14 protein-coding genes are annotated in these 14,444 nt (G+C 40.3%); 7 read left to right on the forward strand and 7 right to left on the reverse strand.

Translation table 11 applies throughout. From position 1 onward, the window contains the following. Together CWC11_RS10480 and CWC11_RS10485 are read right to left on the reverse strand one after the other, a co-directional pair. A complete protein-coding gene (locus CWC11_RS10480; protein ID WP_138682657.1) occupies positions 1-945 on the reverse strand; it encodes a DUF58 domain-containing protein in 945 nt (314 codons plus the stop codon). Between the two features lie 3 nt (positions 946-948). Beyond that, entirely contained in the window at positions 949-1,905 is a 957-nt protein-coding gene (locus CWC11_RS10485; RefSeq protein ID WP_104643066.1) for an AAA family ATPase, read from the reverse strand. A gap of 330 nt (positions 1,906-2,235) precedes the next feature. On the opposite strand from CWC11_RS10485, the gene fadI reads away from it, so the two are divergent. The 3 genes from fadI (at position 2,236) to CWC11_RS10500 (ending at position 6,562) form a co-directional block, all read left to right on the forward strand. Continuing rightward, on the forward strand, positions 2,236-3,546 hold the full coding sequence (gene fadI, locus CWC11_RS10490) for an acetyl-CoA C-acyltransferase FadI (protein WP_024031879.1): 1,311 nt from the start codon (positions 2,236-2,238) through the stop codon (positions 3,544-3,546). After that, entirely contained in the window at positions 3,546-5,768 is a 2,223-nt protein-coding gene (fadJ, locus tag CWC11_RS10495; protein WP_138682658.1) for a fatty acid oxidation complex subunit alpha FadJ, read from the forward strand. Before fadI ends, fadJ begins: the two co-directional genes overlap by 1 nt. A 284-nt stretch (positions 5,769-6,052) precedes the next feature. Next, the gene (locus CWC11_RS10500; RefSeq protein WP_138682659.1) at positions 6,053-6,562 is read left to right on the forward strand and encodes a GNAT family N-acetyltransferase; all 510 of its coding nucleotides are present in this window, start codon (positions 6,053-6,055) and stop codon (positions 6,560-6,562) included. A 39-nt stretch (positions 6,563-6,601) separates the two neighbouring features. On the opposite strand, the gene CWC11_RS10505 is transcribed toward CWC11_RS10500, so the two are convergent. Continuing rightward, positions 6,602-6,988, reverse strand: a complete 387-nt coding sequence (locus CWC11_RS10505; RefSeq protein ID WP_138682660.1) for an MmcQ/YjbR family DNA-binding protein — start codon at positions 6,986-6,988, stop codon at positions 6,602-6,604. Between the two features lie 205 nt (positions 6,989-7,193). Here CWC11_RS10505 and efpL point away from each other — a divergent pair, with 205 nt between their 5' ends. Further along, positions 7,194-7,766: an elongation factor P-like protein EfpL gene (gene efpL, locus CWC11_RS10510; protein ID WP_058548468.1), complete on the forward strand. Its 573-nt coding sequence runs from the start codon at positions 7,194-7,196 to the stop codon at positions 7,764-7,766. Between the two features lie 91 nt (positions 7,767-7,857). On the opposite strand, the gene CWC11_RS10515 is transcribed toward efpL, so the two are convergent. After that, positions 7,858-8,172: a YebG family protein gene (locus CWC11_RS10515; protein ID WP_058548467.1), complete on the reverse strand. Its 315-nt coding sequence runs from the start codon at positions 8,170-8,172 to the stop codon at positions 7,858-7,860. 311 nt (positions 8,173-8,483) lie between these two features. Here CWC11_RS10515 and CWC11_RS10520 point away from each other — a divergent pair, with 311 nt between their 5' ends. Further along, positions 8,484-8,780 (forward strand): ComEA family DNA-binding protein, encoded by a 297-nt coding sequence (locus tag CWC11_RS10520; RefSeq protein ID WP_138682661.1) that lies wholly within the window; start codon positions 8,484-8,486, stop codon positions 8,778-8,780. Between the two features lie 24 nt (positions 8,781-8,804). Here the strand turns inward: CWC11_RS10520 and CWC11_RS10525 are convergent, their stop codons facing one another. Together CWC11_RS10525 and dsbB are read right to left on the reverse strand one after the other, a co-directional pair. After that, the gene (locus CWC11_RS10525; protein WP_138682662.1) at positions 8,805-9,107 is read right to left on the reverse strand and encodes a DUF6170 family protein; all 303 of its coding nucleotides are present in this window, start codon (positions 9,105-9,107) and stop codon (positions 8,805-8,807) included. A 1-nt stretch (position 9,108) separates the two neighbouring features. Further along, positions 9,109-9,627 carry a disulfide bond formation protein DsbB gene (gene dsbB / locus CWC11_RS10530; RefSeq protein ID WP_138682663.1) on the reverse strand — a complete coding sequence of 173 codons (519 nt, stop codon included), beginning with the start codon at positions 9,625-9,627 and terminating at the stop codon, positions 9,109-9,111. A 505-nt stretch (positions 9,628-10,132) separates the two neighbouring features. Between dsbB and fadR the strand changes: the two genes are divergently transcribed. After that, positions 10,133-10,846 (forward strand): fatty acid metabolism transcriptional regulator FadR, encoded by a 714-nt coding sequence (gene fadR, locus CWC11_RS10535; RefSeq protein WP_058548462.1) that lies wholly within the window; start codon positions 10,133-10,135, stop codon positions 10,844-10,846. 236 nt (positions 10,847-11,082) lie between these two features. Further along, on the forward strand, positions 11,083-11,688 hold the full coding sequence (locus tag CWC11_RS10540) for a peroxiredoxin (protein ID WP_006793938.1): 606 nt from the start codon (positions 11,083-11,085) through the stop codon (positions 11,686-11,688). A gap of 85 nt (positions 11,689-11,773) precedes the next feature. On the opposite strand, the gene CWC11_RS10545 is transcribed toward CWC11_RS10540, so the two are convergent. Continuing rightward, positions 11,774-14,365 carry a TonB-dependent receptor gene (locus tag CWC11_RS10545; protein ID WP_138682664.1) on the reverse strand — a complete coding sequence of 864 codons (2,592 nt, stop codon included), beginning with the start codon at positions 14,363-14,365 and terminating at the stop codon, positions 11,774-11,776. Between the last annotated feature and the right edge of the window lie 79 nt (positions 14,366-14,444).

Genomic DNA, 14,444 nt, shown 5'->3' on the forward strand with positions numbered 1-14,444 from the left:
TTACTTTCTCACTAATTGCAGTTCAAGCGGGCTGGCTGCATTGAATGATATTAAATTAAGGCCTGATTTAGTTAAGCGATTAAGGCGAGTGCTAAATGCGTGTTCGGCATTTTTTGCAAAGCGTTCTCTAAAACTGTTATCCATTAGCGGAAGGGCAAAGTCTTGGTTATTTGCACTTACCGTAACCGTTTGTTTAAACGCAGGGAGCTGATGCTCAAACGGGTCACTTATATGACAGCCTATTAGTTCGCAGTGGCGGCTTAAAATTTCTAATTGCTTAAAGCTTGCATCATCTAGGGCATTAAAATCAGAGACTAAATACACTAAGCTGCCAGGTTTAGCTAAGTGGTTAAGGCGTTTTAAATTATCGCTAAAATTGTTAGTGGCTTGTTTGTCTATATTGTTAAGTGCTTGGTGGTGGTTGTCGCATAGGTTATGGCAAAGTTTAAGAACGGCTTTTTCGCGAGCGCTTGGCTTAAGTTCTAGATGCGAGTGCTGGTTAAACACAATGCCGCCAATCCTATCACCGCGCTGACACGCCGACCAAGCAACTAGCGCACTAATGTGCGCAGCCTGTACCGACTTAAGCAGCAGCTTTGAGCCAAATAGCATAGAGTTTGAAAAATCAGTAAATACAAAAACTGGGCGCTCTTTTTCTTCTTGAAAAAGCTTTGTATGGGTTTCGCCGGTGCGCGCTGTTACTCGCCAGTCAATAGAGCGAATATCATCGCCTTGCTGGTAATGGCGCACTTCGGCAAACTCCATTCCTCGGCCTTTATGAGGCGCAAGGTATTGCCCAGTTAAACTATTTTTAATTTTAACTTTTGGTGCAAGCTCTAGTAACTGCGCTTTTGCTTTGTAATACATCAGCTCTTTTAGCGCTAAATTTACACCGTGGCTGTGGCTTTCTTTTAGCCATGCCTGAGGGTCTAATTGTTTTTGCATAACTTAAGGTACGGCTACAAGTTCAACAATTCGGCTTATTACCTGATCTTTAGTAATGCCATCGGCCTGTGCTTCGTAGCTTAAAATAATACGGTGGCGCAGTACATTATGTACAACGGCTTGAATGTCATCTGGTGCTACAAAATCGCGGCCGTTTAACCAAGCGTGAGCTCGGGCACATTTATCCAGTGCAATAGTTGCACGTGGGCTTGCGCCAAATTCTATCCAACGACCCAGTTGCTCATCTAATTGCGCGCCTTCTCGTGTTGCAATAATAAGCTGTACTAAATATTGCTCAAGAGGCTCGGCTAAATACAAACCTAAAATTGCTTGGCGGGCAGCAAATAAATCGCTTTGGCTAATTTTTTGTAAAACAGCTTGCTGCTCTTTTAATGCTTCACCTCGAGTTAGGCGTAAAATGTCTAGCTCGTGCTCGGCGCCCGGATAACCAATACTTAAATGTAATAAAAAGCGGTCAAGCTGAGCCTCTGGTAGCGGGTAAGTACCTTCTTGCTCTAGCGGGTTTTGGGTTGCCATAACCATAAATAAATCGCTAAGCGGATAGGTGTTTTTACCTACGGTAACTTGGCGCTCTGCCATGGCTTCTAGTAGTGCTGATTGTACTTTGGCTGGGGCGCGATTAATTTCATCTGCTAAAATAAGGTTATGAAACAAAGGGCCTTTTTCAAATACAAACTCGCTGGTTTGTTGGCGGTATATATCGGTGCCTGTTACGTCTGCAGGTAATAAGTCAGGCGTAAACTGTACACGCTGAAACGAGCCTTCAATCCCTTTAGCGAGCGCATTTACAGCACGCGTTTTTGCAAGCCCAGGAGGGCCTTCTACTAATAAATGGCCATCGGCTAAAATTGCAATAAGTAGTGCTTGAGTGAGCTCTGGCTGGCCAATAATCTGTGTATCTAAGTACGTTTTTAATTGTGAAAATGCGTTAGCTGCCATAATAAGTAGACTGTCCTCGTCAGCTTGGGTTGTACCTAAATTGTTTTAGGTAATAAATTCTGACCTAGTTATAAGGTTTATAATTGAGTAACTCAAGAGTTAGACTTAATTTTTCAAAATAGTTCGTTATTTTTTAACGGTTTTTAGCGTACCACAAAACTTTGTAAAAACGCTTAAAAAAGCCTATTGTGGTAGTCAATATTAAGTACTGTTTATGTATCTGCCTGTAGTGCTTTTGTATAAATTTGTGTTTATCTATTGGCTTTAGCACACGGGTTGTTTAGAATCGAGGAAAATAAACAGGTCAGACCTGTCAGCGGGAGAGCATAAATGTCTGAGCAAAACATACTAAAAACACCAAAGGGCGACCGTATTGCCATAGTTAGCGGCTTACGTACACCTTTTGCAAAACAAGCAACAGCGTTTCACCATGTACCAGCCCTTGATATGGGTAAGCTGGTGGTTAACGAAATGCTTGAACGATTAAATTTCGACAAGTCAGAAATCGATCAACTTGTATTTGGTCAAGTAGTACAAATGCCAGAAGCGCCAAATATTGCACGTGAAATTGTTTTAGGTACGGGTATGCCAGTAGGCGTAGATGCGTATTCTGTATCGCGCGCATGTGCTACCAGCTTTCAGGCCATTGCTAATGTAGCTGAGTCTATTATGGCAGGCTCTGTAAATGTGGGTATTGCCGGTGGCGCCGACTCATCTTCAGTACTGCCAATTGGTGTTAGTAAAAAGCTAGCAGGCAGCTTAGTTGATTTAAATAAAGCGCGCACATTAGGCCAGCGTTTACAGATATTCTCAAAACTACGTTTAAAAGATTTATTACCAGTGCCCCCTGCGGTTGCTGAGTACTCAACAGGCCTTTCAATGGGGCAAACTGCTGAGCAAATGGCTAAAACACATAACATTAGCCGTGAAGATCAAGATGCACTTGCGCATCGCTCGCACTCACTTGCAACCCAAGCATGGGCTGATGGCAAGTTAAAAGATGAAGTAATGACGGCGCACTTACCGCCATACAAAAGCTTTATTGAAGAAGATAATAACATTCGTAAAAATTCAACGGTTGAAGGCTACGCTAAACTTAAACCGGTATTTGACCGCCAACATGGCTCAGTGACCGCAGCAAACGCAACACCTTTAACTGATGGTGCAGCAGCGGTACTGATGATGAGCGAAAGCAAAGCAAAAGCACTAGGCTATGAAATTTTAGGTTATGTGCGTAGCTTTGCGTTTTCGGCTATTGGTGTAGAAAAAGACATGTTAATGGGTCCTGCGCACTCAACGCCTATCGCACTAGATAGAGCGGGTATTACACTTGCTGATTTAGATTTAATTGAAATGCACGAAGCGTTTGCATCGCAAACACTTGCCAATATGAAAATGTTTGCATCAGATAAGTTTGCGCAAGAGCAACTTGGTCGTAGCAAAGCAATTGGCGAAATTAACATGGATAAGTTTAACGTTAACGGCGGCTCTTTAGCATATGGTCACCCATTTGCTGCAACAGGTGCTCGCTTAATTACGCAAAGCTTACACGAGCTTAAACGTCGTGGTGGCGGTTTAGCATTAACAACAGCGTGTGCTGCTGGTGGTTTAGGTGCAGCCTTTGTATTGGAGAGCGCGTAATGTCAGATTCAGTATTTAATTTAACGGTAGATGAAAACAAAATTGCCGTAGTAACCATTGATGTGCCGGGTGAGAAAATGAACACCCTGCGCGACTCATTCGCTGATGACTTAAAAGCTTTACTTGAAGCGGCTAAGCAAGAGTCAGTAAAGGGTATGGTATTTATAAGTGGTAAAAGCGATAACTTTATCGCGGGCGCTGATGTAAAAATGCTTGATAGCGTGCAAAAGCGTGAAGATGCTTTAGCAATTAGCGAACTATGCCATCAAGCCTTTTTTGATATGACAAAACTACCTTATACAACAGTAAGTGCAATACATGGTGCGGCGCTTGGTGGTGGTTTAGAGTTTGCTTTAGCGTGTGATTACCGCGTAGGCACAGATAGCGATATTACTAAAGTAGGCCTTCCTGAAGTACAACTTGGTTTATTGCCAGGTGGCGGCGGTACGCAGCGTTTAACTAAAATTGTAGGCATTCAAAAGGCACTAGAGTGGATGCTAACAGGTAAGCAAATTCGTCCTAAGCAGGCTAAAAAAGCGGGCGTATTAGACGACGTTGTGCCACAAAGTGTATTGTTAAAAGTCGCTAAAGAATTTGCAGCTAAGAAAAAGCCGCAGGATAAAGAGCCTAAGCTAGATAAAGTAAGCAAGTTATTAGAGTCAAACCCGTTTGGCCGTAACTTTATCTTTAAAAAGGCGAAAGAAAACGTACTTAAAAAAACCGGCGGACATTACCCTGCACCGCTTGCAATTATTAAGGCTGTGCGTGCAAGTGTAGAGCTTGATAAATTAAAAGCATACAAAACAGAAGCTGAAAGCTTTGCAACACTTGTAATGAGTGATGAGTCTAAAGCGCTTCGTAGTATTTTCTTTGCAACCACTGAAATGAAAAAAGAGTGGCGCAACGATGATGCGCCGGCTATTAGTAAAACAGCCGTTTTAGGTGGTGGCTTAATGGGTGCTGGTATTGCACATGTAAGCGCAGTAAAAGCCAAAGTACCTGTGCGTATTAAAGATGTAGCAGAGCAGGGCATTAGTAATGCCATGAACTACACCTATAAAATTTTAGATAAGCGCCTTAAGCGCCGTATTATGTCTAAAGCTGATATGCAGTTAACCATGAACCGTATTACCGGTACTACTGACTACAGCGGCTTTAAACACATTGATTTAGTAGTAGAAGCTGTATTTGAAGACCTAGCCTTAAAGCAAGGTATGGTTGCTGATATAGAGCAGCAATGTCAAAGCAATACTATTTTTGCTAGTAACACGTCATCACTGCCTATTTCACAAATTGCAGCACAGGCGCAGCGTCCAGAAAACGTGATTGGTCTGCATTACTTCTCGCCAGTTGAAAAAATGCCACTAGTGGAAATTATTCCTCATGAAGGGACTTCACAAGAGACCATTGCGCGTGTAGTTAACTTTGCTCGTAAGCAAGGTAAAACGCCAATTGTGGTAAAAGACATGGCTGGTTTTTACGTAAATCGTATTTTAGCGCCTTATGTAAATGAAGCGGCTAATTTAATGCTTGCCGGTGAGCCAATTGAAAAAATAGATGCAGCGCTTGTAGAGTTTGGCTTCCCTGTGGGGCCGCTTGCTTTACTTGACGAAGTAGGGATTGATATAGGCTCTAAAATTGCCCCAATTCTTGAAAAAGAACTAGGCGAGCGATTTAAAGCACCAGATGCATTTTCTCGTATGATTGATTCAAAACGACTAGGCCGTAAAACGGGTCGTGGTTTTTATGAGTACGATAAAAAGAGCAAGAAAGTTGACGAGTCTGTCTATGAGCTATTAGGTGTACCACCTGCACCGCGTTTAAATAAAAGCGAAATTGCTAAGCGTTGTGTATCACAAATGCTTAACGAAGCCGTACGTTGTTTAGATGATGGCATTATTGCAAGCCCACGTGATGGCGACATTGGCGCTATATTTGGCATTGGCTTCCCACCGTTTTTAGGTGGGCCGTTTAGCTACATGGATAAACTTGGCGCAAGTAAAGTAAGCTCTGACATGTCTACTTTAGCTAACAGCAATGCGAACTTTGCTCCGTGCGATACGTTGGTTGCAATGGCAAACTCAGGCGCTACATTTTACAATGTGCAAACAGCCACTGATGAGCCAAGCTCAGCCACAATTGAAGAGCAAGTAATACACGCTGAACCTTCTGATAAGCAAAATGAAGAAAGCGTAGCCGAGTCGTCAAAACAAGACTCTTAACAGCGAGCTTGCTGCTCACCTGTTTAATTAAAACCGCATTTACATGCGGTTTTTTTACGCCTGTTATTAACAGATGCATACTACTAATCCGCAATAATACTTAATCACTTTGCGGGGCTAAACGTGTCGCCACCTAGGTTAAAAACCCTCATTTAGAACAACTAAATAACGAATACTTTGCTTTACTATGAACACGTTTTCCCACCCTCAAAATAGATTAATTAAGTAATTAGTATGCAATGTGTTAGCGTAATTACTTAGTACGCAGATAAATAGGGGAATTAATGCAGTTATTTACACCCAGATTAGCAATGCGCCAATTACAAAGTCGCGACTGGCCGTTATTTTTACAGTTACACAGAGAGCCACAAGTGCTGCGTTATTGTTACGACATGCCTAGTGAGTCCTTCGTACGCAATCGATTTGAACAGCGCTTGGGGGTTTGGGATACACGCTCAAGGGAGCCACTGTGTTTGGTTGTAACAGATAAGGTTTCAGGTGTTTTGCTTGGTGTGACAGGGTTTACTTATGATGGCGATACAGCAGAGCTTGGTTACTTATTTATGCCAGAATATTTTGGCCATGGCTACGCCACAGAATCTTTAAGGGCTGTTATAGATTGGGCATGGAGTGAGTGCAAAATAAGTCAGTATAAAGCCGTGGTAACACGTGGGAATGTTAATTCTGAAAAGGTACTGAGTAAGTGTGGCTTAACGCATACAGATACGCTTGCAAGCTCACATACAATTAGTGGTAAGCTGTATGATGATCTAATTTATACACTGAAGCTTTAGGGTATTTTAATGGGCTAGTAACGCCTAGCCCAAAAATGCCTACAAATGAAGTAAAATAGCTTGTCGGTCTTTTTCTGGCATGTTTTCTACTACTAAATTGAATGAGTTATCAATCATTCGCTCAATTTCACCTTGTGGAATTGTGCCGTCTAGAATAACAGTGTTCCATAAACGTTTGTTCATATGATAACCAGGGATCACCGCTGGAAAAATATCACGCAACGAAAGTGCTTCGTCAGGATCGCACTTTAAATTAAGCCACCAAATAACTTCTCCATCATCGTTTGTTTCACCATCATTGCCAACAGCAAGAGTAGCAAACATTTTATGATTCACTTTATAAACGTCAACCTCTTGCGCAAATGGTTTAGTAACCTGCACAAGTGGTTTTTTAATTAAATACTCATGTACTTTTGTCTGGTCCATGATCCATTCCTTGAAGTCATACTCGGTAAAGCTACCATAGCAGTTTTTTAATGATTTGATTATATGTATTTTAGTATAAATTAGAATTTTGCAAGCTAATACAATCTAATACAGTAAATGTAGATTATAAGATCAACTTTATTGTTGAACAAAATCTAGTTCGTGGTATGTTTCTGCCAATCACAAAAATAATAGGAATACACACATGCCAAAGGCGAGTGAAGTTAAAAAAGGTACGGCGATTGATTTTAATAATCGTGTTTTAGTTGTAAAAGATATTGTGCGCTCTGTGCCGCAGGGTCGTGCAGGTGGTAGCTTATACCGTATGCGTTTATACGATGTAGTAACCGGTGCTAAAGTAGACGAGACATTTAAAGACAGCGATATGTTAACGCTTGCCGATTTAACTCGTCGTGAAGTGATGCTTTCGTATGTAGATGGCGACGAATATGTATTTATGGATAACGAAGATTACACACCTTATAACTTAAATAAAGACGCAATAGCTGAAGAAATTCAATTCGTTAATGAAGAAACGCAAGGCGTACACGTAATTGTTATTGATGGCGCTCCGGTAGGTCTTGATTTACCTTCAAGTGTTGAACTTGTTGTTGAAGAAACAGACCCTTCAATTAAAGGTGCTTCAGCAAGTGCTCGCTCTAAACCAGCAAAGCTTTCTACTGGCTTAACTATTTCTGTACCAGAGCATATTTCTACAGGTGATCGCATCCGTATTAATACAGTAGAACACAAATTTATGGGTCGTGCTGAAAAGTAATACCAAACCTTTAGCCCATATAAATACAGGGCTCAAAGTAAAAAGGGAGTAACATTAGTTACTCCCTTTTTTTATGTGTTTTTTAATACGGCTAGCTTGCTTGCTGCTCGTCGTCTTTAATTGGCGCTATATTATCAGCTTTCTTATTTTTTGTAGGTGCCTTAGCTGCTGCAGGCTCTTTGCCACCTTTAAGTACTGCCATAAAGTCATCTTTACTTTTTGCAATTTCAAGTGCTAATGATTCGACTTGTTGCTCGCTTAACGGCACATCTACCTTTTCTAACATCAGTTCAAGTGACTCTGCTATATCCAGCATTTTGTCATAGGCATCAGCTTCTTTTTTGGTAGTAAACGTCATGCGCTCAACTCCGTTTCGTTCTACAACATATTTAACAACAACAGCCATGATCTCTCCTGCAAGCTTGCGTGGTACTGTGGTTTATAAAAACCATTATATTACTGTTTTTATGTACAGTAATGGTTTGCGAAGGATTTTGCAAGCTAAGAGTATTGATTTTCACTGTCTTAAATTTGACAAAAAACTGTAACTTTACTTTAGTTAAGCAATCACTTGTTGTACCAGCTGCATTTTCAGGATTTCGGATCATGGTGATAATGCGTTTAGGTACTCTTTAAGTGACGAGCATTTTGTTCTTTGTTTATTGATTTTCCTGAGCAATATTTAAAAAAATTAGAAAGAACAATAAGGACGAACAAATGAAGATTATAAAAAGCTTACTAGTTGTAGGTGTGCTGCTATTCATGCCTATAACCGCTGTACAGGCACAATTACCCGAAGTAACAAAGCAAATGCCACAGTTTGAAACCGTGAGTATAAATAATGCGGATGCTGAAATGCTTGCTCAACTGCCGGGTATAGGTAAGAAAAAAGCGCAGGCAATTGTGGATTACCGTGAAGAAAACGGCGAATTTAAAAGTGTCAGTGATTTATCGCAAGTTAAAGGAATCGGTAAAAAGCTATTAGCCAAATTAGAAGGAAAAGTATCACTTTAAAGCTAGTAAGTAATAATCAGGGCGCTATGCGCTCTGATTAAATTGTTTTAGCGCATCGCTTAAGTGCTTTTTAGCAAAATTTATTTCAATAGGTGTTGTTAATAGCGGATAGCAAAGCCCACCTAGTATCAAAAACGGGATTAATATCCAGCCTTTAAATACCGTAAATATTAAAAATAATGGGCTAAGTAATAACAACTTTATAATACGTAATAAAACCTTATCAATTGGCGATAGCATGCTTAACGAAAGTGCTATTACGTCCTGACGTTTGCGTACTTTTAGGTGTTTAAGCTCATCTAATTGGCTTGAAAAAAATGTAAACATATCAAATCGACTTTTTAATTAATAAACGGCCAATAACTATAATAAATAATGTTAGTGAGAAAATCCCAAATATAATTTCCATCCAAGCAGGCATACTCAAACTAATAAATTGCCAATCTATATTTCCACAATCCCCGGTTGCTTGAAAAAAGCTAGGTATCCATTCGTGCAGCGGCATAAAAGGTGGGAAGTTTGGTTCAAACTCGCAGCTAAATGCAAAAGGGTCTGTGGTAGTTTGCATCTCAATATGTTCGCGAGCAATTAAATATCCCCAAATACTCGAAACTCCCCACAATAAATATGCAAGTGTTCTTGCTAGTTTGCTTTTAGGTTTAGTCGAACCAATAATACCTGCGCCTAATAAACCTAACACAGCGGTACGCTGATAAATGCACATAATGCACGGTGCTAAGCCCATCTGGTATTGAAAAAATAGTGCGGTGACTTCTAGTAAAAACACAATGCCAGTAAATAACAACCATGGTGTACGTTGAGTGGGGAGGTGAGCGAGCCAGTTCATAAAAATTCCGCATTTAAATAAGACGTTAGATTATGTACTAGGATAAAGTAAGCGGCAACAAAAAGTAAAAAAAAGCTACCGAAGTCACTTTTTTTAAGATGAAATTATTGACCATTCGATACAGCGCTAATAGAAGTAACATGCTTATCTAATTAGATCTTATTGATGCATTAATTGAATTAGAGGTTTGCGATAGACAATATTTGAAAGCCATGACTAAGGACATACCGACTCTAAAACTAATATCCAGAAAGTTAATCGAACTTAAGCTTTATATGAATAAAATTCCTAGAAATAACAATGTACCTACGATGAATATTACCTTTAGGACTGCGCAGTTTAGCTAAATTAGATAAATATAAATTTAATTATTTATCAATTTTTAATTTCTACTCATTTGCTTTATTAATCTACTTACTTTACTTGTTAGTTATGCTTCGTCTGGTACAATCAGTCAGTTATTCGTGTAAAACGATGAGTATTGATTAATTCGAGTGGGAACTGGATGAGAATTTTTAAAGCGAAAAGCCCAGCAGGATTTGCTGAAGAATATATAGTTGAGTCTATTTGGAATGGCGATTTCCCTCCAGGTTCAATTCTACCGGCAGAGCGAGAGCTTTCAGAGTTAATTGGTGTAACAAGAACAACCCTACGTGAAGTGTTACAGCGTTTAGCACGCGATGGTTGGTTAACCATTCAGCATGGCAAACCAACTAAAGTAAATAACTTTTGGGAAACATCAGGCTTAAATATACTTGAAACACTAGCGCGCCTAGATGAAGATAAAATGCCAGAGCTTACAGATCAGCTTTTATCTGCGCGAACAAATATAAGTGCTATTTATACACGTGCCGCTATTAAGTTAAACCCAGAACGCGTAATTGAAATTTTATCAGAAAGCGATGAATTAGAAGATACAGCTCAAGCATTCGCTGATTACGATTATAAAGTACATCACGAACTTGCCGTTGCAGGTAACAACCGTATTTATGTACTTATATTGAACGGCTTTAGAGGTTTTTACTTTAAGATTGGCTGTCATTACTTCTCAGATGCGGGAACTCGCGAGTTAGCTCGTCAGTTCTACAAAGATTTAACTGTTCTTGCTCAAAACAGAGAGCATGACGGGGCTATTTCGATGATGCGTAAGTTTGGCCATCAAACTGGCGAAATTTGGCAAAAAATTCGTGATGATATGCCTTCCGATATAATGGATTAAATTGAGATTAAAAACCTGCATTTGCAGGTTTTTTTGTATCTCTAATGCAGTATTTACTTACATTCGGTATTTTCGATTGCTCATATCGCTAAATACGATTGTTCTTTTATATCGAATAACTCTAGAATGCCAAATAATTATATGTTTGCGCTATTGGTTTTTAATTTTTAGCGCCCATATAACTATCAGTATTGCGTTAGCAATCTAAAACAAACTCAAAATATTTGGAGAATAAAATGGGTGTATTAGTAGGCCGCCAGGCACCAGACTTTACCGCTGCAGCTGTTCTAGGTAACGGTGAAATTGTAGATAGCTACAACCTTCACGAAACAATTAAAGGTAAAAAAGCAGTAATCTTCTTTTACCCACTAGATTTCACGTTTGTATGTCCTTCTGAACTTATCGCATTTGATAAGCGTTTTGAAGAATTTAAAAAGCGTGGCGTAGAAGTAATTGGTGTTTCTATCGATTCACAATTCTCACATAACGCATGGCGTAACACGCCTGTAGCTGACGGCGGTATTGGTAAAGTTCAATACGCACTAGTTGCAGACGTTAAACACGAAATCTGTAAAGCATACGACGTTGAGCACCCAGAAGCGGGTGTTGCATTTCGTGGTTCTTTCTTAATCGATGAAGAAGGTAACGTACGTCACCAAGTAGTGAACGATTTACCACTTGGCCGTAACATCGACGAAATGATCCGTATGGTTGACGCTTTAGCATTTCACAGCGAAAACGGCGAAGTTTGCCCAGCTGGTTGGACTGAAGGTAAAAAAGGTATGGACGCAAGCCCTGAAGGTGTTGCTAAATTCCTATCTGAAAACGAAGGCGAGCTATAATTTAGCCCTTTGCTTTTAATAAAAAACCGCCAAATGGCGGTTTTTTTGTTTTAAGCATAGCCCATTCTAAATGGGTTTTAGCTAATTAAAACGAGAAGCTAACTTTAGTATAGAAGTAGCGGCCTCTAGGATTGTGTACACCTGAAGCATAACCGTATAAATCAGCGTCACCATCACCAATTGCAAATGGTGGCTCTTCATCAAATAAGTTATTTACACCTAACGATACTTTAGTTGAGTCAGTAACACGATAAGATGTTTGTAAGTCTACCAATGTTTGCGAATCAACCATGCGTGATGTATTGCTATCGAAGTCTAAATTACCGTCAAAATCAATATCAGGGGTATCTTCAAACTCACCTACATAACTGATGTTTACGTTTGTATTAAACTCGCCAATTTCCCAGTTTGTAGAGAAAATCCAGCGGTGCTCTGGATAGCCATACTCACCGGTATAATCACGACCATCTTTTTCAAATTTATCTTGGTAAGCCCATTCTAGGTTAAATTTAAGCAAACCTAGGTCATCAAGTGAGTGATTGTAGTTAGCTGAAACATCAACCCCAGATACTTCTTGCGAAGAAACGTTTTCAAATGTGCTGTAAATTTTTTGAATTGTTCCTAAGCTGTCGCCACCTGTAGGTGCTAAACGCACACATACAGTACTATCTTGGTTATTACACTCAGAGTTATAAATTGGACCAAACTCTTGCTCATCAATTTTGTTATCTTGAGTGATGCTCCACACATCAATACTTAAACCGAATTCAGCTGTAGGCGCCCAAATGAAGCCTACATTCCATGATTCTGATTCCTCAGCTTCAAGGTCCGGGTTACCAGCAAATTCAATATTGTAATCAAGTGCATCACAATCAAGGCCGGTTGCTTCACAGCGGTATGTATCTACAAAGAATTGGCTTTCTTGAGATGGACCCAAACCAACTTGTGCCAAAGAAGGCGCTCTAAAACCTTGTGCCCAAGAGCCACGTACTGTGATTTCATCAGTAGGCGCCCAGCGAAGAGCTACTTTAGGATTCGTTGTTGTACCAAAGTCACTGTAGTCATCGTAACGGCCAGCGAGTTGTAGCTCTAAATTTTCAGCAAGAGGAATAGAAAATTCAACATAGGCTGCGTATTGTTCACGATCTGCAGATGCCGATACAGATTCTGTACCAAATATTAAGCCACGTTGAAATTGATCATCAGGAATGTCATTCACATCTTCTTCACGGTATTCAATACCTGCAGCCATCATTACTACATCGTCGCCAAAACTAAATGCTTCGCCTGTAATGTTTGCATCAAAAGAGGTCATGTGAGACTCACCACGACGCACTAAGCTTGTTGTAATGCGGTCAATTACAGCTGGGTCGTTGTACGTGCCACCAAATGGGTTGTAGTTTCCTGCATCAATTTCTTGTTGTAAGAAATCAGTACGAACCCAGCCTTGTGTTCTATCACCTGTTTGAAGAGATTTACTACGGCCTTTTTGTACCGCAGTTTCCCAGCTCCAGTCGTTAAATTCACCTCTAAGCCCTGCAACAAAGCGAAGCGTATCTGATTCAATATCCCATTGGCGTGCGCCAGCATCAACTGTACGGTAACGACCAATTTGAATGTCTTCACCAAATGGATTGTTAGGGTGATTCGCTGGGACAGTTAAGCCTGCATCTTCATCAAGTGGAGTAGGGGCTCCGGCTGCAACAGACGTATTGTGCTGTACTGCCATTTCTAAAAAGCCTGTAATGCCATTGTCAAAGTTATATTCAAATTGAGAAATAGCACCTACGCGCTCAGACTCTGGTGCAATATAACCGTATGGGCCGTAATCAAATAAACAACTACCGCTTGAAGTTGCGTTTTCTGCAGGACAAGCCGGATCAATTGTTTTAACACCATCTACATAAAAATATCCCGGGAAACCACGAGATGAGCGAAAATCTTCACCCCCATAAGGTGACTGATTTGCTGTACCTAAGCTGCCCATTTCATCAGATGATAGTGAGGTGTTTTTAAAGTAATCAATGATCACAGAAGCACTACTTTTCTCGCTAGTAGTCCCCCATACTAAGCTTGCTGTTGTTTCTTCATAGCTTGGGCCATCAGTACCACCGTAGCCTAAATTAACTTCAACACCGTCAATGTCTTTTTTCAAGATAACGTTTACAACACCGGCTACTGCGTCTGAGCCGTAAATAGCAGATGCGCCATCTTTTAAAATATCTATACGCTCAATCGCTGATACAGGTATGCTGTTGATATCTACAAATGAATTTGTGATACCTTCGGCGAATGCACTAATAGATACACGACGGCCATTGATTAATACGAGCGTAGCATCAGCACCTAAGCCACGTAAACTAACAGCAGCAGACCCATTTGCAGTTGAATCTTGGTTGTTACCACGTGTAGAGAAAGTACCGCTACCCGCTACAGGCATTCTTTCGAGGAGTTGTTGTAGGTTGTCATAACCCATGTTTTCAATATCAGCTCTTCCGATTGATTGTACCGGAGAAGGTCCTTCGATATCTGAACGTTTAATTCGCGAGCCAGTAACTTCAATACGCTCTACTTTTTTAGCTTCTTCAGCAGCGTAAGTTGTTGTTGTAAAACCTGCTGAAAGTGCGATTGTAGCACCTGCAATTAAGCTAGGTGTAAATGCAGTTGATTGCTTCATCCTTAAGTCCTTGTTGATATGTTATAAATTTAGTTGCTCAATACCAATCCTTTTAAACTGTTAAATAAATCCAATATTT

Origin of the sequence: Pseudoalteromonas sp. S3178 (assembly GCF_005886985.1) — a bacterium.
GTDB lineage: Bacteria > Pseudomonadota > Gammaproteobacteria > Enterobacterales > Alteromonadaceae > Pseudoalteromonas > Pseudoalteromonas carrageenovora.